Annotated in this window: 16 protein-coding genes and 1 tRNA gene; 6 read left to right on the top strand and 11 right to left on the bottom strand. The window is 69.3% G+C overall.

The window, feature by feature from the left end:
* The first annotated feature begins 26 nt into the window (after positions 1 to 26).
* Together LSF15_RS17170 and LSF15_RS17165 are read left to right on the top strand one after the other, a co-directional pair.
* The gene (locus tag LSF15_RS17170) at positions 27 to 1,856 is read left to right on the top strand and encodes a sensor histidine kinase (protein WP_232499787.1); all 1,830 of its coding nucleotides are present in this window, start codon (positions 27 to 29) and stop codon (positions 1,854 to 1,856) included.
* Positions 1,857 to 1,976: 120 nt separating this feature from the next.
* Complete coding sequence (locus LSF15_RS17165) at positions 1,977 to 2,267, top strand: WXG100 family type VII secretion target (RefSeq protein ID WP_232499786.1); 291 nt, start codon at positions 1,977 to 1,979, stop codon at positions 2,265 to 2,267.
* A 186-nt stretch (positions 2,268 to 2,453) separates the two neighbouring features.
* Here the strand turns inward: LSF15_RS17165 and groL are convergent, their stop codons facing one another.
* From groL to LSF15_RS17145, 4 genes are all read right to left on the bottom strand, one after another.
* Positions 2,454 to 4,073 (bottom strand): chaperonin GroEL, encoded by a 1,620-nt coding sequence (gene groL, locus LSF15_RS17160; protein ID WP_232499785.1) that lies wholly within the window; start codon positions 4,071 to 4,073, stop codon positions 2,454 to 2,456.
* A 209-nt stretch (positions 4,074 to 4,282) separates the two neighbouring features.
* Positions 4,283 to 4,486, bottom strand: coding sequence for a cold-shock protein (locus LSF15_RS17155; protein ID WP_232499784.1), 204 nt, complete (start codon positions 4,484 to 4,486; stop codon positions 4,283 to 4,285).
* A 226-nt stretch (positions 4,487 to 4,712) separates the two neighbouring features.
* Positions 4,713 to 5,255 carry a LytR C-terminal domain-containing protein gene (locus LSF15_RS17150; protein WP_232499783.1) on the bottom strand — a complete coding sequence of 181 codons (543 nt, stop codon included), beginning with the start codon at positions 5,253 to 5,255 and terminating at the stop codon, positions 4,713 to 4,715.
* Between the two features lie 30 nt (positions 5,256 to 5,285).
* Positions 5,286 to 5,582 (bottom strand): DUF3263 domain-containing protein, encoded by a 297-nt coding sequence (locus LSF15_RS17145; RefSeq protein ID WP_232499782.1) that lies wholly within the window; start codon positions 5,580 to 5,582, stop codon positions 5,286 to 5,288.
* 210 nt (positions 5,583 to 5,792) lie between these two features.
* On the opposite strand from LSF15_RS17145, the gene msrB reads away from it, so the two are divergent.
* The gene (gene msrB / locus LSF15_RS17140) at positions 5,793 to 6,194 is read left to right on the top strand and encodes a peptide-methionine (R)-S-oxide reductase MsrB (protein ID WP_232499781.1); all 402 of its coding nucleotides are present in this window, start codon (positions 5,793 to 5,795) and stop codon (positions 6,192 to 6,194) included.
* 2 nt (positions 6,195 to 6,196) lie between these two features.
* Positions 6,197 to 6,745, top strand: a complete 549-nt coding sequence (locus tag LSF15_RS17135) for a nitroreductase family protein (RefSeq protein WP_232499780.1) — start codon at positions 6,197 to 6,199, stop codon at positions 6,743 to 6,745.
* Here LSF15_RS17135 and LSF15_RS17130 read toward each other — a convergent pair.
* The 3 genes from LSF15_RS17130 to LSF15_RS17120 all read right to left on the bottom strand — a co-directional run bounded on the left by LSF15_RS17130 (position 6,729) and on the right by LSF15_RS17120 (position 8,875).
* The gene (locus LSF15_RS17130; RefSeq protein ID WP_232499779.1) at positions 6,729 to 7,796 is read right to left on the bottom strand and encodes a DMT family transporter; all 1,068 of its coding nucleotides are present in this window, start codon (positions 7,794 to 7,796) and stop codon (positions 6,729 to 6,731) included. The genes LSF15_RS17135 and LSF15_RS17130 overlap by 17 nt on opposite strands.
* Before the next feature lies 1 nt (position 7,797).
* A tRNA-Thr gene (locus LSF15_RS17125) sits at positions 7,798 to 7,870 on the bottom strand.
* A 78-nt stretch (positions 7,871 to 7,948) separates the two neighbouring features.
* Positions 7,949 to 8,875 (bottom strand): DsbA family protein, encoded by a 927-nt coding sequence (locus LSF15_RS17120; RefSeq protein ID WP_232499778.1) that lies wholly within the window; start codon positions 8,873 to 8,875, stop codon positions 7,949 to 7,951.
* Between the two features lie 271 nt (positions 8,876 to 9,146).
* Here LSF15_RS17120 and LSF15_RS17115 point away from each other — a divergent pair, with 271 nt between their 5' ends.
* The gene (locus LSF15_RS17115; RefSeq protein WP_232499777.1) at positions 9,147 to 10,247 is read left to right on the top strand and encodes an ABC transporter ATP-binding protein; all 1,101 of its coding nucleotides are present in this window, start codon (positions 9,147 to 9,149) and stop codon (positions 10,245 to 10,247) included.
* A gap of 92 nt (positions 10,248 to 10,339) precedes the next feature.
* Complete coding sequence (locus LSF15_RS17110; protein WP_232499776.1) at positions 10,340 to 11,662, top strand: DUF4032 domain-containing protein; 1,323 nt, start codon at positions 10,340 to 10,342, stop codon at positions 11,660 to 11,662.
* A gap of 7 nt (positions 11,663 to 11,669) precedes the next feature.
* Here the strand turns inward: LSF15_RS17110 and rlmB are convergent, their stop codons facing one another.
* Genes rlmB through LSF15_RS17090 form a run of 4 tightly spaced genes read right to left on the bottom strand, consistent with a single transcriptional unit; the run spans position 11,670 to position 15,901 of the window.
* Positions 11,670 to 12,713 (bottom strand): 23S rRNA (guanosine(2251)-2'-O)-methyltransferase RlmB, encoded by a 1,044-nt coding sequence (gene rlmB, locus LSF15_RS17105; RefSeq protein ID WP_232499775.1) that lies wholly within the window; start codon positions 12,711 to 12,713, stop codon positions 11,670 to 11,672.
* Positions 12,710 to 14,122 carry a cysteine--tRNA ligase gene (gene cysS, locus LSF15_RS17100; RefSeq protein ID WP_232499774.1) on the bottom strand — a complete coding sequence of 471 codons (1,413 nt, stop codon included), beginning with the start codon at positions 14,120 to 14,122 and terminating at the stop codon, positions 12,710 to 12,712. Before cysS ends, rlmB begins: the two co-directional genes overlap by 4 nt.
* Positions 14,123 to 14,169: 47 nt before the next feature.
* Positions 14,170 to 15,360, bottom strand: a complete 1,191-nt coding sequence (gene ispD, locus LSF15_RS17095) for a 2-C-methyl-D-erythritol 4-phosphate cytidylyltransferase (protein ID WP_232499773.1) — start codon at positions 15,358 to 15,360, stop codon at positions 14,170 to 14,172.
* A 58-nt stretch (positions 15,361 to 15,418) separates the two neighbouring features.
* Positions 15,419 to 15,901, bottom strand: coding sequence for a CarD family transcriptional regulator (locus LSF15_RS17090; RefSeq protein ID WP_022889889.1), 483 nt, complete (start codon positions 15,899 to 15,901; stop codon positions 15,419 to 15,421).
* Between the last annotated feature and the right edge of the window lie 159 nt (positions 15,902 to 16,060).

Here is a 16,060-nt window from a genome sequence, read left to right as displayed (position 1 = left end):
GCTTCGCAGCCTAGACTCGGCCCGCAATGAACCAGACTCTGTTCGAGCGGTGGAACCGCATCTCGCTGCGCACCAAGATCACCGGTGTGACAGTGCTGATGCTGACCCTCGGACTGCTGGTCTCGGGCATCGGCACGGCTGCGATGCTGCGCTCATACGTCGAAGACCAGATGGAAGCGAAGCTCGAGGGCATCGCCTCTGGCGACATGTCGCGGTACTTCTCCATCGACAACGCCGATCCCCGCTCGCAGATCAACCTCAACCAGCTCGACTTCTCTCCGTCCGAAGAGGTGTTCGTCGCCGTCTACAACGCCAACGGCGAGTACGAGCGCAACAACTGGGACCATCGCGACGAGGCCGCACTGCCCGCATTCCCCGCGACGTTCACGCAGGCGCAGGTGACCGCGCTCAACGCCGGGCGCTACGTCACCTTCCCGCTCGACGACGCCGACGGCGCACCGACCTTCCGCGCCGTCGCGGCCCTCATGTCGGCCGACGCGCACGGCACGTTCGTGCCCATCGTCATCGCGATCTCGTCGGCAGACACCGAGCGCCTCCTCGGCGTCTACCTCACGATCTTCCTCGGGTTCGGCCTCGGCGTGGTGCTCGTCGGTGCGCTGCTCACGCGCATGCTCGTGACGTCGACCTTCACCCCGCTGCGTGAGGTCGAGCGCACGGCCGCCGCGATCGCCGACGGCGACTTCGGCCAGCGGCTCGGCGGCGCGACGCCCAACACCGAGGTCGGCCGGCTCAACCGGTCGCTGAACACCATGCTCAACCGCATCGACCGGGCGTTCCGCGACCGCGCGCGCACCATCGACCAGATGCGACGCTTCGTGGGCGACGCCTCGCACGAACTGCGCACCCCGCTCGTCTCGGTGCGCGGCTACGCCGAGCTCTACCGCATGGGCGCCCTGCAGACCGAAGACGATGTCGCACAGGCCATGGAGCGCATCGAGAAAGAGGCGATCCGCATGGGCGGACTCGTCGAAGACCTGCTCGCCCTCGCCCGACTCGACGAGGCGAAGCCGCTCCAACTCGCCAAGGTCGACCTCGTGCCGCTCGCGCGCGACGCCGCACTCGACACCATGGCGGCGCACCCCGATCGGGTCGTCACGGTGATCGCACCCGAACAGGGTGCGAGGGATGTCCCGGGCGACATCCCCTCCGAGCTCGAGGTCGAGCTCGACCTGGCGTCGACGCCGGCTGCCCCGCCGATCTCGTTCGCCGGAGCGACCCTCGCCCGCCTTCGCGGGCGACGCGTCCGCGGAGACGCCGCCGTCGCGGCCCGCCGCGACGCACAGGCCGCCAAGCGGGCGGCAGCGGCATCCGCGTCGGCCAAGCGGGCCGCAGCGAAGGCACAGGCCGGCCTCCAGATCACCGGCGACCTGTCCGTCGGCGTGGAAGGCGTGACGAGCGCGGAGGCTTCCGCCGCCGAGCGCGCCGCGAAGCCGGTGCGGCGAGCGATCGTGCTCGCCGAGGAGAACAAGATCCGCCAGGTCATCACGAACCTCATGGGCAACGCGATCCGGTTCACCTCAGACGGCGGCCCGCTGGAGATCCGGGTGACGATCGACGACGACGACGAGCGCGCCGTCGTCGAGGTCATCGACCACGGCGAGGGAATCCCGCCCCAGATCCGCGAGAAGATCTTCCAGCGGTTCTGGCGGGCCGACACCTCGCGCACCCGTGAGACCGGCGGTTCCGGACTCGGGCTCGCGATCGTCTCGTCGATCGTGGCAGCGCACAACGGAACGGTCGACGTCGTCGAGACGCCCGGCGGCGGTGCGACGTTCCGGGTCATGCTGCCGCTCGCGGGCTCGTCGTCCGCGCCGCAGTCGATGATCGAGGCATGATCGGTCACTCGTCCTCGACAGTTCGCACCGAGCGTGCGCCCTGCCCGGTTCATCGTTCGCGCCGCAACGCCCGCGCTCACGCCCCCTAGCGTCGGTTGCACACCGAACGAAGGGACACCAATGACCAGCTACCAGGTCGACGCCGAGCAGGTCTCGGCGGCCACCCACACCGTGCAGGGCACCATCGGCAGAATCCAGTCCGAGGTCTCAGCGCTGCTCGGCCAGCTCACCGGGCTGCAGTCGTCGTGGTCGGGTCAGGCGTCGTCGGCATTCCAGGGCGCCGTCGCCGATTGGCGCGCGACGCAGATGCAGGTCGAGCAGAGTCTCACCGGTCTCAACCAGGCACTCGGCGTCGCAGCGACGCAGTACCTCGATGCCGAGCAGTCGAACGCGCGGCTGTTCCTGCGCTGACGGGCACGAACCCCGCTCACACGGCCGTGTGGTTCGCGACGACGTTCGCGACGACGTTCGCGACGACGTTCGACGCGCTCGGCGATCAGACGATCGCCGAGCGTGCGGGCAGCCGCATACGACGACGATGGGCGCCTCCCGGAGGAGGCGCCCATCGTGTGTTCGCGAGTTGCGAGAGTGGTCGGACTAGAAGTCCATGCCGCCCGTGGGGTCGCCGACCGGGGCCGGGTTCTTCTCGGGCTTGTCGGCGACGACGGCCTCGGTGGTGAGGAACAGGCCCGCGATCGACGCGGCGTTGAGCAGCGCCGAACGGGTCACCTTCACCGGGTCGTTGATGCCTGCGGCGAGCATGTCGACGTACTCACCGGTCGCGGCGTTGAGGCCCTGGCCGACGGGGAGGTTGCGCACCTTGTCGGCGACGACGCCCGGCTCGAGGCCCGCGTTCAGCGCGATCTGCTTGAGCGGCGCGTCGATCGCGACGCGAACGATGTTCGCACCTGTCGCCTCGTCGCCCGAGAGGTCGAGCTTCTCGAAGGCGGTCTTGCCGGCCTGGATGAGGGCGACGCCACCACCGGCGACGATGCCCTCTTCGACGGCGGCCTTGGCGTTGCGCACGGCGTCTTCGATGCGGTGCTTGCGCTCCTTGAGCTCGACCTCGGTGGCCGCGCCCGCCTTGATGACGGCGACGCCGCCGGCGAGCTTGGCGAGGCGCTCCTGCAGCTTCTCGCGGTCGTAGTCGGAGTCGGTGTTGTCGATCTCCTTGCGGATCTGCGCAACGCGGCCGGCGATGGCCTCTTCGTCTCCGGCACCCTCGACGATGGTCGTCTCGTCCTTGGTGATGATGACCTTGCGAGCCTGGCCGAGCAGGTCGAGCGTGACGTTCTCGAGCTTGAGGCCGACCTCTTCGGAGATGACCTGGCCGCCCGTGAGGGTCGCGATGTCCTGGAGCTGCGCCTTGCGGCGGTCACCGAAGCCGGGGGCCTTGACGGCGACCGACTTGAAGATGCCGCGGATCTTGTTGACGATCAGGGTGGCGAGCGCCTCGCCGTCGACGTCTTCGGCGATGATCAGCAACTGCTTGCCGGTCTGGATCACCTTGTCGACGATGGGGAGCAGGTCCTTGATGTTCGAGACCTTGCTGTTGACGATCAGGATGTAGGGGTCTTCGAAGACCGCTTCCTGGCGCTCGGGGTCGGTGACGAAGTACGCCGACAGGTAGCCCTTGTCGAAGCGCATGCCCTCGGTGAGCTCGAGTTCGGTGCCGAACGTGTTCGACTCCTCGACGGTGACCACGCCCTCCTTGCCGACCTTGTCGATCGCCTCGGCGATGAGCGCACCGATCTGCTCGTCTGCAGCCGAGATCGACGCGGTGGCGGCGATCTCTTCCTTGGTCTCGACGTCCTTCGCGTTGGCGAGGAGCTCGGCCTCGACGGCCTGGACGGCCTTCTCGATGCCGCGCTTGAGCGAGATGGGGTCGGCGCCTGCGGCGACGTTGCGAAGGCCCTCGCGCACGAGCGCCTGGGCGAGCACGACCGAGGTCGTGGTGCCGTCACCGGCAACGTCGTCGGTCTTCTTGGCGACCTCCTTGACGAGCTCGGCGCCGATCTTCTCGTACGGGTCGTCGAGCTCGATCTCCTTGGCGATGGACACACCGTCGTTCGTGATCGTGGGCGCGCCCCACTTCTTCTCGAGCACGACGTTGCGTCCGCGCGGGCCGAGGGTCACCTTGACCGCGTCGGCGAGCGTGTTCAGGCCACGCTCGAGACCACGGCGGGCCTCCTCGTTGAAAGCAATGATCTTTGCCATGTGTGTTTCTCGTCCTTTCCCGGACGTCTTCAAAGATTCGTGGATTTAGCACTCAAAACGAGTGAGTGCTAAGACGATTCTGGCACTCTCCCGGCACGAGTGCAAGCGAGCGTGACGCACGACACCCCGCGTGGGAGCCGAGAGGCGGCGCGGAAAACGACGAACGCGCCGCCGGAGGGCCGGCGGCGCGTTCGGATGTCGCGGTGCGATCAGGCGGGACGGACACCCTCTGCCTGCGGCCCCTTCGAGCCGGTGCCGACCTCGAACACGACCTGCTGACCCTCTTCGAGCACCTTGTACCCGGCCATGTCGATGGCGGAGTAGTGCACGAAGACGTCGTGGCCGCCATCGTCGACGGTGATGAAACCGTATCCCTTTTCAGCGTTGAACCACTTGACGGTTCCGTTCGCCATGCGTTGCTCCCATGTTGCTGTGTGTGGATCAGCACGTGCCTGTCGCCTGTACCGGGCCACAGGGCCGTGCAGACGTGGAGCCGAGAGCGGCGCCGGCGTCACACGGGATTCGAGCGGCCAATTCCAGATACTAACGAGGTGACACGCGGGCACAAGGGGGTCGACGCAACGAATGATCGCAGAATGGCAACGATTCGGCACGAACGGGCGTATCGGCCCGCGGCGATCAGCCTGCGACGTTCGCGGCGTAGTCGGAGCCGAGTACGACGACGAGTGGCGTGCCCGTCGCGGCGAACTGCTCGGAGAGCCGCACTTCGGCCTCGGGCAGCAACTGGGCGACACCTCGCGCCGCGCCCTCGAGGTCGGCCGTCGCGTAGTACACCACGGTCTCGGCCAGGTCGTTCGCGCTCGCGTTCGCCGTCGCGCCCACGGTCACGCCGCCGGCCGTGAGCAACTCGCCGGCGTTCGCCGCGAGTCCCGACGTGGTCGTGCCGTTCAGTACCGTCACCGGCACGTCGGGTGCGAGCGTCGGTTCGGCGGTCACCACGGGCGAGGGGGTCGGGGTGACCGTCGGCGCGGCGAAGTTCAGCCGATCGTTCAGCAGCATGACGGCGCCGATGCCGATCGCCACGAGCACGACGGTCGCGAACGCCGCCCAGCCGAAGGCGATCCACTTGGCGCCGCGGCGCGCGGGTGCGCGGTGCGCACCGACTCGGTCGATGCCGTGCGGGATCGAGTCGAACCGATCGCGGGGGAACTTCTGCGCCATGTGTCCAGGTATCGAGTGTCGGGGCCGCGCTCAGTCGAGCGGTCGGCCGAGCGAGAGGGAACGCCTGCTGCGGGCCTCCGCGCGCGCCGAACGCATGCGCTGCAGGCGTTTGACGAGCATGGGATCGTGCCGGAGGGCCGCCGGCGAGTCGATGAGCTCGCCGAGTATCCGATAGTAGCGCGTGGCCGAGATGCCGAACTCGTCGCGGATCGCCTCGGCCTTGCGCGCGGGCCGCTGCCAGGCGCGAGCCTCGAACGCGAGCACATGTCGCTGCCGCTCGTCGAGGTCGGCATCGTCGGGCCGGGTCGGTACGCGCTCTGCGGCCATGTCCATCTCCCGTCGAGGCCGCGCGATCACGCGCCCTGTGCTGCACATCCTAGGCACGGCGACCCGAGTGCACGGCGAGCAGCCGCGGCGTGTGCCCCGCACGGAACACGGGGCATCCGTCGTGCGTTGCATCCGACGTACGAATCCGTAACCTCGTCGCCCGACCTGCGACGATGGAAGACGAGATCCGAAGCCCCCGAGAGGATGCGCATGTCCTACAGCGTGAAGAAGAGCGACGACGAGTGGCGTGCCGAGCTCGACCCCGAGCAGTACGCCGTGCTGCGCGGAGCGGCGACCGAACGCCCGTGGACGGGTGAGCTGCTCGACGAGGAGCGCGCGGGCATCTACACCTGCGCAGCCTGCGACGTCGAGCTCTTCAAGAGCGGCACGAAGTTCGATTCGGGTTGCGGCTGGCCGAGCTTCTACGAATCGGTCCGCCCCGAGGCCGTCGAGCTCATCGAGGACACGTCGCTCGGCATGGTGCGCACCGAGGTGCGCTGCGCCAACTGCGGCTCGCACCTGGGCCACGTGTTCCCCGACGGCTTCGGCACGCCCACCGGCGATCGCTACTGCATGAACTCACTCGCACTCGGCTTCACCGCCGAGGCCTGACGGTGGCATCGGTTCGCGAGGCGGTGCTCGCGCGGCGCTCGGCGCCGAAGGTGACGGATGTCGCTCCCGACGACGCGGCGATCATCGAGTTGCTCAGGGCCGCCGAACGCGTGCCCGACCACGCGGCGCTGCGCCCGTGGCGCGTGATCGCGCTGCGCGGCGATGCGCGCTCGCGTCTCGGTGCGGCGCTGGCCGAGGCATCCGGCTTCACGGGCGAGGCGGCATCGAAGCTCGCCGCCAAGCCCGAACGTGCTCCCCTGCTGCTCGCGATCGTCGCCTCGAGCACCCAGCACCCGAAGGTTCCCGAGTGGGAGCAGCACACGGCGGCGGCCGGCGTCGCCCACCTGCTGAGCCTGCTGCTCGACGACGCCGGGTGGGGCGTGATGTGGCGAACCGGGCCGTACACGAGGGATCCGCTCGTCGAGGCGGCGCACGGTCTCGGCCCGAACGAGCACCTGCTGGGCTGGCTCTACGTCGGCGGGCTGCCCGCGGGCGCACGCGCAGCGCGCAACTCGCGGCCGCCCGCACCGCGGTTCAGCTCGCTCGACTGACCGACCGGTCGCCGGCGGGCTGGGGCGCGAGCGCGACGTGCTTGTGCCGGGTCCACCGTATGGACGCGACGACCACGGCGACGACGGCCAGCACCGTGCCGCCGATCGTCGCCGCGTCGACGGGCCGCTCGGAGGTCGGCAGCAGCAGGTCGAGGGCGAGTGCCCCGGCGAGCTGACCGGCCACTCCGCAGAGCGCGAGCAGCAGCACGCCCACGACACGCACGAGCACCGCCTGCCCGGCGATGAACACGCAGCCGATCGCGCCGCCGAGGTACAGCCACGGCTCGGTGGGCAGCGCCTCGGGCCAGCCGGCGATCGCCGCGTGCACGAGCATCACGACGACGAGCGCCGTGGTGCCCACGGCGAAGTTGATGAGCGTCGCGGTGAACGCACTGCCGGCCTCGACCTTCACCCGGCCGTTCACCGCCTGCTGCCACGCGGCTCCGACGCCCGCGACGAACGGGAGCAGCATGAGCACCGGCGGAACGTCGTGAGCGAGCTGCGCCGACACCGCCCACGAGATGGCGGCGAGCGCGATCAGGGCACCGAGGACGCGCATGATCGTGAGCGGTCGTCGCCCGCCGGGCCCGAGGCCGACGACGTCGAAGAGGATGCCGCCGACCGTCTGGCCGGCGACGATCGCGACGGTGAACAGCGCGACGCCGAGCACACCGGCCGAGAGGCCCTGCGTCGTGACGAACCACGCACCGGCCAGGCCGCCGAGCAGCATCCACCACGCGATGCGCCCGGCGCGAAGTCCCTCGCGCACTCGCGTGACGCCCACGCGGCCCGGACGCCAGAAGCCCAGCACGACCAGCAGGATCACGAGGCCGGACCCGAACGAGATCGCCGCCGCAGTGTACGGATCGTCGATCGCCGCCGCGAGTTGGCCGTTCACCCGCGACTGCAGTGCGACCCCGGCACCGAAGACGACGGCCAGCACGATCGCCAGCCACGTCGGGATGCGCGAGCGTTCGGCATGGGCATGGCGATGCGGTTCGCCCGAACCCGGCGCCTGGGGCGCGGCGTCGGTGATCGAGAGTTCTGTCAAGAGCCGGCTGCGGGACTCGAACCCGCAACCACCGCTTTACAAGAGCGGTGCGCTACCAATTGCGCCAAGCCGGCATGCGTGCCCCGGCCATCTTACCGGGGCTCGCGGGGCACCGGCCGCCGTCGGATACCGGGCGGGCGGTGCCGATTCGCCTACGGCGCCGGGGTCGGCGTGGGCGTGGGTGACGCGTTGGACTCGGAGAAGGTCTCGCCGGTCGCCTGCAGCACGAACGACTGGAACTCGGCGGGGTCGGTGAGTGAGCCGACGTACTGCTTGCCGTTCACGAGCACCGTGGGGGTGCCGGTGATCGACGGGAGTTCGGAGTTCGGCACCGGCTGCGTCAGCGCACGATTGGTGGCTTCGTCGACCCACGTGTGGAACTGCTTGTCGTCGATGCACCGCTCGATCGTCGACGGCGAGGAGACGCCGGCCTGCTTCGCGAGGGCTTTGATCTCATCGTTCGTGAGACCCTCGGTGCCCTCTTCGGGCTGGTTCTCGAACAGCAGGTCGTGGAAGTCGAGGAACGAGGCGGGTGAGGTGTCGGCCACGCACGCCGCCGCGTTCGCCGCACGCAGCGAGTACTGGGTGCCGGCGGACTTGTTCTTGAGGATCGCGATCGGGTGCACCTCGAGGGTCGCCGCGCCCTCTTCGACCATCGCGCGGATGGACTCGGCGTTGGTGGACTCGAAGTCGCCGCAGTACGGGCAGAGGTAGTCGATGTAGGTGACGATGTTCGCGACGGTGCCGGTTTCGTCGTGCACGGTCGCCGTCGGCGTCGCACCGGCCTTGAGTGCGGGCGTCTCGACGGGGGTGACGACCCCCTCGGCGCCCGTGAGCACGATGCCGTCGCTCGCCATGTTCGCCGGGCCCGGTCCCGCGGGGCGCACGTTGTTGAAGATCAGCCCGGCGACGAGGCCCGCGACCGCCAGCACGGCGACGATGACACCGCCCTGGATGAGCCAACGATTGCGGCGCTCACGCTTCTTCTGCTCTTCGCGCAGGGCCCGTGCCTTCTCGCGCGCTGCTTCGCGCTGCTCGTTACGGGAAGGGCGTGGCTGGTCTGCTCCGCCAATGCTCATCGATGGTCACTCCGGTCGCTGTGTGGGCGCGCGTGTCTGCACGCGAACGCAAACACGATAGTAGGCACGGCGTCTGGGAATCCCCCAAACGAACGCTGAACACGGATGTCCCCACGCGGGCCCGCTCGCGACGGCCGCGGCCCCGGGGCATCCGCCGACGGTGCGGACCACCCTCGCGCACATGCGATACTGAGGAGGCGTCAGCGTCGACGCAAGTCCATTCACTACGGATCGTCCGGCACGTACCTGCCGGTGAAGGAGATACAGAACCATGGCGTCAGTCACGTTCGACAAGGCCACCCGCCTCTACCCGGGCGGCACCCGACCGGCCGTCGACAAGCTCGACCTCGAGATCGCAGACGGCGAGTTCCTCGTCCTCGTCGGCCCCTCGGGTTGCGGCAAGTCCACCTCGCTCCGCATGCTCGCCGGCCTCGAAGAGGTCAACGAGGGCAACATCCTCATCGGCGACCGCAACGTCACCGACGTGCCCCCGAAGGACCGCGACATCGCGATGGTCTTCCAGAACTACGCGCTCTACCCCCACATGACCGTCGCCGAGAACATGGGCTTCGCGCTCAAGATCGCCGGTGTCGGCAAAGACGAGCGCGCGGCGCGCGTGCTCGAGGCGGCGAAGCTGCTCGACCTCGAGCCCTACCTCAGCCGCAAGCCCAAGGCACTCTCGGGCGGCCAGCGCCAGCGCGTCGCCATGGGCCGTGCCATCGTCCGCCAGCCGCAGGTGTTCCTCATGGACGAGCCCCTGTCGAACCTCGACGCCAAGCTCCGTGTGCAGACCCGCACGCAGATCGCCTCGCTGCAGCGCCGCCTCGGCGTCACCACGGTCTACGTCACCCACGACCAGACCGAGGCGCTCACCATGGGCGACCGCATCGCCGTGCTGAAGGACGGCCTGCTCCAGCAGGTCGGCACCCCGCGCGACCTCTACGAGAAGCCGCAGAACGTGTTCGTCGCGGGCTTCATCGGCTCACCGGCCATGAACCTATTCCACGCCGAACTCGTCGACGACGGCATCAAGTTCGGCACCGCGACGGTGCCGGTCGACCGTGAGACGCTCGCCGAGTCGAGCGGCAAGGTCGCCACGATCGGCGTGCGCCCCGAAGACATCGTCGTGTCGCCGCACGAGGGCGAGGGCCTCGCGGTCGACGTCGACCTCGTCGAGGAGCTCGGCGCCGACGGCTACCTCTACGGCCACTCGACGGTCGAGGGCAAGCGCACCGACATCGTCGCGCGTGTCGACGGCCGCGTGCACCCGAACGCCGGGGAGCGCGTGTACCTCACGGCCACGCCGAACCACGTGCACGTCTTCGACGCCGAGTCGGGCCTCCGCCTCAGCAAGAAGCCGGTCGTGGCCTGAGCCATCGCCGAACACGGATGCCGGTCGGGCCGCTCGGCCCGGCCGGCATCGCCGTTTCTGCGCCACATGAACCAGGGCTACGCTGAACCTCGATGACCGGCTCACTCTCGATCACGTCGGCTTTGACCGACCCAGCGCTCCTCGACCTCCCGTGGGACCTCCCCCTCGAGGCCTGGCCCAGCGAGACGATCGCCGCACTCCCGAAGGGCATCTCGCGCCACCTCGTGCGTTTCGCCCACCTCGGGTCGCACGTCGTCGCCGTCAAGGAGACGACGGCCGAGATGGCCAAGGGCGAATACGAGATGCTGCGCGCCCTGCAGCGCCTCGACATCCCGTGCGTCGATCCCGTCGCCGTGATCACGAACCGCACCGACGACGAGGGCGACGCCTTGAAGCCCGTGCTCGTCACGCGGCACCTGCGTTTCTCACTGCCCTACCGGGCGTTGTTCTCGCAGACGCTTCGACCCGACACCGCGACCCGACTCGTCGACGCGCTCGCCGTGCTGCTCGTGCGACTGCACGTCGTGGGGTTCTTCTGGGGCGATGTCTCGCTGTCGAACACCCTGTTCCGGCGCGACGCCGGCTCGTTCGCCGCGTACCTCGTCGACGCCGAGACGGGCAAGCTCTACGAGGGCGGCCTCTCCGACGGCCAGCGCGAGAACGACCTCGAGATCGCGCGCGTCAACATCGCCGGCGAGCTGCTCGATCTCGAGGCCGGTGGCAAGGTCGCCGACGAGCTCGATCCGGTGAACATCTCGAACGGCATCATCGAGGCGTACCGCAGCCTGTGGGACGAGCTCACCGGCCCCGAGGTCTTCTCGTCCGCCGAACGCTGGCGCATCAACGAGCGGGTCAATCGCCTCAACGACCTCGGCTTCGACATCGAGGAACTCGCCATCAAGACCGACGAGACCGGCACGCGCGTGCGCATCCAGCCGAAGGTCGTCGACGCCGGACACCATCAACGCCGCCTGCTGCGGCTCACGGGCCTCGATGCGGGTGAGAACCAGGCCCGTCGGCTGCTCAACGACCTCGACTCCTATCGCGCGGCGTACGGCAAGGACCACCTCGATGAAGAGATGGTCGCCCACGAATGGCTCATGCGCGTGTTCGAGCCGGTCGTGCGGGCGATCCCACTCGACCTGCGCCGCAAGCTCGAGCCGGCCGAGGTGTTCCACCAGTTGCTCGAGCACCGCTGGTTCATGGCCCAGCAGGCCGGACACGACATCCCGCTCGCCGAGGCGGTGACCTCGTACGTCAACGAGGTGCTGCGGCACCGCCGCGACGAGGCGACCGTGATCGACCCGGTGACGAGCTCGATCAGCGCCGTGCTCGACGACGTCGTGCCGACCGAGACCGCTGCAATGAGCGCGATCGACCCCGACGACGAGAACGACTGGCGACTGAAGGTCTGAGGCGCGGCTATTCGGCCGGCGTCGCCTCGGCGCGCAGCTTCGAGATCTCGTAGAGCGTCACGGATGCTGCGATGCCGGCGTTCAGCGACTCGGTTGCGGCCTCGATCGGAATCGACACGATCGCGTCGCACGTCTCGGCGACGAGGCGCGAAAGGCCCTTGCCCTCACTGCCGACGACGATGACGATCGGCCGGTCGGCCCACGACAGGCCCGGCAGCGAGACCTCGCCGTCGCCGTCGAGCCCGAGCACGAAGACGCCGCGCTCCTTGAGTGCCTTCAGCGTCTGGGTGAGGTTCGGCGCCATGGCCACGGGGATGCGCGCGGCCGCACCCGCCGAGGTCTTCCAGGCTGCGGCGTTGACGCCCACCGAGCGGCGCTGCGGCACGATGACGCCTTGGCCCCCGAACGCCCCCGTCGAACGCAGGATCGCACCGAGGTTGCGAGGGTCGGTGATGCCGTCGAGTGCCACCAGCAGCGGTGTCATGTCTCGTGCGAGCACCTCGTCGAGCATCTCGATCGGGTGCGCGTACTCGTACGGCGGCACCTTGAGGGCGATGCCCTGGTGCACCGCGTCGTGGCCGGCGAGCCGGTCGAGCTCGGGGCGCATGACCTCGAGCATGGGAATGCCGCGGTTGTTGGCGAGCTTCATCGCCTCTTTCACCCGGTCGTCCATCTCGACGCGCGCCGCGATGTAGAGGGTCGACGCGGGGATGCGCGCGCGCAGCGCCTCGACGACCGAGTTGCGACCGGTCACGATCTCGGACTCGTCGCCCGACTTCGAGCGGCGTGCCGCACCCGAGGCACCGCGCGGTGCGCCGGCACGGGCACCCTGGCCCGCGACCTTGCCCGCGCCCCTGCCCTTGCCGCCTGCGGCGGTATAGCGGTCTTGTGCGGCCTTGCGCTTGCCTGCGGGGTGCCAGGCTCGGTCTTCGGCCTTCGGCGTGGGCCCCTTGCCCTCGAGCGCCTGGCGCCCCTGGCCGCCCGAGCCGACCTGCTTGTTCTTCGCCTTGCGTACTGCCCCGGCGCGCGACTTGCCGCTGCTGCCCTTCATGATCCCAAGCTCCAATGCGTGCCGGTCTGGCTGTCTTCGATGGTGATGCCCGCAGCAGCGAGCTCGGCGCGGATGCGATCGGCCGCGGCGTAGTCCCGCGACTCGCGTGCGGTCTGGCGGTCTTCGATGAGGCGTGTGACGAGGGCGTCGAGCGCGGATGTCGCGGGTCCCGAGTCGCCCGCCGACCAGTGCGGGTCGCGGGGGTCGATGCCGAGCACCTCGACCATGGCGACCACCTGGCCGTGCGCGACGGCGGCACGGTGCAACTCCTCGTCGTCGAGCGATTGGTTGCCCGAACGCACGGTGTCGTGCAGCACGGCGAGTGCCTGGGGCACGCCGAAATCGTCATCCATCGCTTCGGCGAAGAAATCGGGGATCACCGGGCTGCCCACACCCGAGTACCGGGTGCCGGCGAGCCGGCGCTCGACCCGCTCGAGGAAGCCGCGGATGCGGTCGACGGTCGCCTCCGCCTCGGCGAGCGAGCTCGGTGCGTAGTCGAGCGTCGATCGATAGTGCGCTCCCCCGAGCAGGTAGCGCACCGCGAGCGGGGAGGCGATGCCGAACAGCTCGGCCGCGTAGACCGAATTGCCGAGCGACTTCGACATCTTCTGCCCGCCGATGTTCACGAGCCCGTTGTGCACCCAGTACCGTGCGAAGCCGTCTCCGGCCGCGGTCGACTGGGCGAGCTCGTTCTCGTGGTGCGGGAACCGCAGGTCGAGCCCGCCGCCGTGGATGTCGAACTCGGTGCCGAGGTAGCGCGCGGCCATCGCCGAGCACTCGATGTGCCAGCCGGGCCGCCCGGAGCCCCAGGGCGAGTGCCAGCTCGACGACTCGGGCTCTGCCGGCTTGTGCCCCTTCCAGAGCGCGAAGTCGCGCGGGTCGCGCTTGCCGCGCGGATCGGCGTCGGCGGCGGCTTCCATCTTGTCGCGGGACTGGCGGGTGAGCTCGCCGTAGGAGGGCCAGCTCGACGTGTCGAAGTACACGTCGCCCGAGCCGTCGGGCGCGGGATACGCGTGTCCGCGCTCGATGAGCCGAGCGATGAGCTCCTGCATCTGCTGTACGCTCGCCGTCGCGCGCGGCTCGTAGGTCGGGGCCAGGATGCCGAGCGAGGCATACGCCGCCGTGAACTCGAGCTCGACGCGATATGCGAGCGAGTACCACTGCTCGTCGCCCGCCGCGTTGAGGATCTTGTCGTCGATGTCGGTCACGTTGCGGATGAACGCGACATCGTTGCCGCGATACGCGAACCAGCGCCGCATGATGTCGTAGACGAGGGCGCTGCGCAGATGTCCGATGTGCGGGCTCGACTGCACCGTCGGCCCGCAGACGTACATGCCGACGTGCCCCTCGCGAAGGGGCACGAAGTCACGCAGGGCCTGGGCCTTCGAGTCGTAGATTCGCACGGTCACCCGCCAAGCCTACCGGCGCGTTGCCCCCGTTCCGCTGTGCTGTTCGTTCAGGGGATGAGGAGGGCCGTTGCGATCGCCGCGACACCCTCGCCGCGGCCGGTGAAGCCGAGTGCGTCGCTCGTCGTCGCGCTCACGCTCACGGGCGCGCCGAGCACCCGCGAAAGCAGCGCCTCGGCCTCGGCTCGCCGAGGGGAGAGCTTCGGCCGGTTGCCGACGATCTGCACGGTCACGTTGCCGATCGAGAATCCGGATGCCTCGACCAGGCGTTTCGTCTCGGTGAGGAAGACCTCGCCGTGGGCGCCGTCGAATCGAGGGTCGTCGGTGCCGAAGACCCGGCCGACGTCGCCGAGCCCCGCAGCCGCGAGCAGGGCGTCGCAGATCGCGTGCGCGGCGGCGTCGCCGTCGCTGTGCCCCGAGAGCCCGCGCTCGCCGGGCCAGTGCAGGCCCGCCAGCCAGAGCGCGACACCGGCGTCGGCGGCGAAGGCGTGCACGTCGGTACCCGTGCCGATGCGCGGCACCGGAGCGTCGTGCCGGCCGGTCGGCCGGGTGCGTTCCGCAACGAGCTGCTCGGCGCGGCGCAGGTCGGCCGGCACCGTGATCTTGAACGCCCGGACGTCGCCCGGCACGACATCGACCGCGAGCCCGGCCGATTGGACGAGCGCCGCATCGTCGGTGAACTCGGCGCGCGCCGTGGCGTAGGCATGGTCGAGCGCCCTGCGGGGAAAGCCCTGGGGCGTCTGCACCGCGCGCAACTGCGACCGGTCGACGGTCTCGACGACGCTGCCGTCGACCCCGACGCGCTTGATGGTGTCGACGACGTCGAGGGCGGGAACGACGCCGCGGTTGCGTGCATGCACGGCTGCGGCGACCTCGTCGAACACGAGGCTCGGCGTGAGCGCTCGAGCGGCGTCGTGGACGAGCACCGTGTCGATGCCGGGCGGCAGCACCGCGAGTCCGCGCGAGACCGACTGCTGTCGGGTGTCGCCGCCCGAGACGACGTCGAGGGCGGCGGATGCCGCGGCCACGACGGGCTCGAACGACGACCGGGTCGTGTCGACCCGGTCGTCGGGAACGACGAGCACGAGGTGCGGCGCCGACGCCATTCCGAGCGCGCCGGCGACGGCCGTCGACAGCACGGTGCCGTCGCCGAGCGGCACGAACGCCTTCGGCTCGTCGTACCCGAGGCGCGTGCCGCTTCCGGCCGCGACGATGACGACGGCGATCGTGGGCGTGCTCATCCCACGAGCGTAGCGCTGACCGCGAGACGCGGCCTGCAGCTACTCGACGCGCGGAAGGCTACGAGGCGAGCACCTCGTCGAGCACGGTCGAGGCCGCCTCTTCGTCGGTCTTCTCTGCGAGCGCGAGCTCGGAGATGAGGATCTGACGTGCCTTCGCGAGCATGCGCTTCTCGCCGGCCGAGAGCCCGCGGTCCTGATCACGACGCCAGAGGTCGCGGACGACCTCGGAAACCTTGATCACGTCGCCCGAGGCGAGCTTCTCGAGGTTCGCCTTGTAGCGACGCGACCAGTTGGTCGGCTCTTCGGTGAAAGGGGCGCGCAACACCTCGAAGACCTTGTCGAGGCCTTCTTTTCCGATGACGTCACGCACGCCGACGAGGTCGACGTTCTCGGCCGGGACCTCGATGACGAGGTCGCCCTGCGTGACGTTCAGCTTGAGGTAGAGCTTCTCTTCACCTTTGATGATCCGTTTCTTCACCTCGGTGATCGTTGCGGCACCGTGGTGGGGGTAAACGACGGTTTCGCCAACCTCAAAAAGCATGAATATGTGTCCTTTCGGCAACTCACAGGATATCACATTCGGGATCGTGCTAAGGTTCCGCCTCCCCCTCGCATCGCCGCCGCGACCGTACGATATGCTCGGATTCGATTCCTCGCGCGCGCCGAAACGGCCGTGCGCCCGCTCGCTCTTGGAGGTTCT

It is taken from the genome of Agromyces humatus, assembly GCF_021228295.1.
In the GTDB taxonomy this organism is placed as follows: domain Bacteria; phylum Actinomycetota; class Actinomycetes; order Actinomycetales; family Microbacteriaceae; genus Agromyces; species Agromyces humatus.
Note: the sequence above shows the minus strand (reverse complement) of the source record. Positions and strands in the feature narration are given on the sequence as shown.

Coding starts and splice junctions, on each gene's coding strand:
- LSF15_RS17170 (WP_232499787.1), top strand. CDS start 27: ATGAACCAGACTCTGTTCGAGCGGTGGAACCGCATCTCGCTGCGCACC.
- LSF15_RS17165 (WP_232499786.1), top strand. CDS start 1,977: ATGACCAGCTACCAGGTCGACGCCGAGCAGGTCTCGGCGGCCACCCAC.
- groL (WP_232499785.1), bottom strand. CDS start 4,073: ATGGCAAAGATCATTGCTTTCAACGAGGAGGCCCGCCGTGGTCTCGAG.
- LSF15_RS17155 (WP_232499784.1), bottom strand. CDS start 4,486: ATGGCGAACGGAACCGTCAAGTGGTTCAACGCTGAAAAGGGATACGGT.
- LSF15_RS17150 (WP_232499783.1), bottom strand. CDS start 5,255: ATGGCGCAGAAGTTCCCCCGCGATCGGTTCGACTCGATCCCGCACGGC.
- LSF15_RS17145 (WP_232499782.1), bottom strand. CDS start 5,582: ATGGCCGCAGAGCGCGTACCGACCCGGCCCGACGATGCCGACCTCGAC.
- msrB (WP_232499781.1), top strand. CDS start 5,793: ATGTCCTACAGCGTGAAGAAGAGCGACGACGAGTGGCGTGCCGAGCTC.
- LSF15_RS17120 (WP_232499778.1), bottom strand. CDS start 8,875: ATGAGCATTGGCGGAGCAGACCAGCCACGCCCTTCCCGTAACGAGCAG.
- LSF15_RS17115 (WP_232499777.1), top strand. CDS start 9,147: ATGGCGTCAGTCACGTTCGACAAGGCCACCCGCCTCTACCCGGGCGGC.
- LSF15_RS17110 (WP_232499776.1), top strand. CDS start 10,340: ATGACCGGCTCACTCTCGATCACGTCGGCTTTGACCGACCCAGCGCTC.
- rlmB (WP_232499775.1), bottom strand. CDS start 12,713: ATGAAGGGCAGCAGCGGCAAGTCGCGCGCCGGGGCAGTACGCAAGGCG.
- ispD (WP_232499773.1), bottom strand. CDS start 15,360: ATGAGCACGCCCACGATCGCCGTCGTCATCGTCGCGGCCGGAAGCGGC.
- LSF15_RS17090 (WP_022889889.1), bottom strand. CDS start 15,901: ATGCTTTTTGAGGTTGGCGAAACCGTCGTTTACCCCCACCACGGTGCC.